Consider the following 1,403-nt stretch of genomic DNA (forward strand, 5'->3'; position numbering starts at 1 on the left):
TAACAAAGCGTGCAGCAACTGTCTTGAAAGTCAAGAGCAAAACCACCATTAAAGGGAAAACCAGTCCGTCTTAGGCAAGGCCCATCTGCCTGAACGGAACTTTGTCTCGCATCATCGCGTTCAAGATCGTTAGGAACTTCCGCATGCACGCGGTCAACGCCACCTTCTTCACCTTCCCCCTCTTCAATAACTGCTGATACTGCGCCTGGATCAATGGGTTGTAGCGCGTCGCCACCAAGGTCGACATGTACAACACATTCCGCACTTCCATCCGTCCGCCCTTCGTCTTGCGGTAGCCTTTCTTCTTGCCGCTGTCCGCATTCATCGGTGCCAAGCCCACCAAGGAGGCGATCTTCTTGCGGTCTAACTTTCCCAACTCTGGCAACTCTGCCAACAAGGTCGTTGCAGTGATCCGCCCCACTCCCTTGGCACTCGTCAGGATCTGCTCCTGTGCCTGCCACTCTTCGTTCTCTTTCATGAACTGGTCCAAGTCCTTTTCGCTCCTTGATGAGTTTGGCGATCCCTCGCTCATCATTCCCCACTTGACTTGCTTTCTTCTCCCCCAATACTGCAATATCCAATTTGTCCTTCGCTACATCGATCCCTACGAACTTTCCGCTACTAGTTGTCATTCCTGCCTCCGCTTTGTATAATGGAGTTGAGCCCACGCTAGTATTCGGTCTTCAAGACCTTGCAACTGTTCGGGCTCCTGACGAACGGACACGGCGATCTTGCTGCACGACGGTCTGCTACGACCTACCTGACATCGATCTGCCGTGTCCCTTTTTATGATACTACCTGACGCTGGGGATTCTGCGGCAATCTCAAGCAGTTTTACACGCCTTATCATTTTTCCAGTTGGACGGCTTCGCCGTCCCCGCCCCAGCGCAGGTAACGCAAACCGTTAGACCCCATGTTTTTCTTTTCTTTTGAAAACAGTGTCACTTGTTAAATGTGGTTTCTTTGCCTTTGCTCGCAATCGGGTTTTCCCTGCAATCGTTTTTTCTGCTTGGCTCTTCTCTTTTGCATTTTTCTGGCTGCTAGTTTTTTCTTCTTAATCAGTTGATCTGCCTGATGGCTGTTTCTTGCTCATTGGCTACCGTGTTCGTCAGGTTATTTTCGTTGGCATTGGTCTTTTTGGTTGTGGCGTCTTGCCCGCAATCGTGTCATAATATTGGCAGGTTTTTTGGCGGGGTTGTCTTGCCAGCTGGGTTTAGTGCCTCGCCCCAATTACAGTTTTATCGTCTGTATGTATTTTTCCCGCCAGTCATGTGGTCTAACAATAACGTGCACCTGACACCGGGGCTGCGACACTGGGAAGCATTTTTCTGGCTTCGAGTTTTCACCGGCTCTCAAGGCCGCCACCTCGCTCCCATCCGCGTGCAGGTAACGCAAACCGTTGG

Annotated in this window: 1 protein-coding gene; it reads right to left on the bottom strand. The window is 51.0% G+C overall.

All coding sequences use genetic code 11. The annotated features are described in order from the left end of the window. Positions 1-70 precede the first annotated feature (70 nt). Positions 71-478 carry a transposase gene (locus tag IPG80_RS20775; RefSeq protein ID WP_345111338.1) on the bottom strand — a complete coding sequence of 136 codons (408 nt, stop codon included), beginning with the start codon at positions 476-478 and terminating at the stop codon, positions 71-73. Positions 479-1,403 lie beyond the last annotated feature (925 nt).

The organism is Candidatus Villigracilis vicinus, assembly GCF_016702885.1.
Classification (GTDB): domain Bacteria; phylum Chloroflexota; class Anaerolineae; order Anaerolineales; family Villigracilaceae; genus Villigracilis; species Villigracilis vicinus.

What these genes read in the sequence shown, in the direction of transcription:
- IPG80_RS20775 (WP_345111338.1), bottom strand. Translation starts at nt 478, where the DNA reads ATGAAAGAGAACGAAGAGTGGCAGGCACAGGAGCAGATCCTGACGAGT.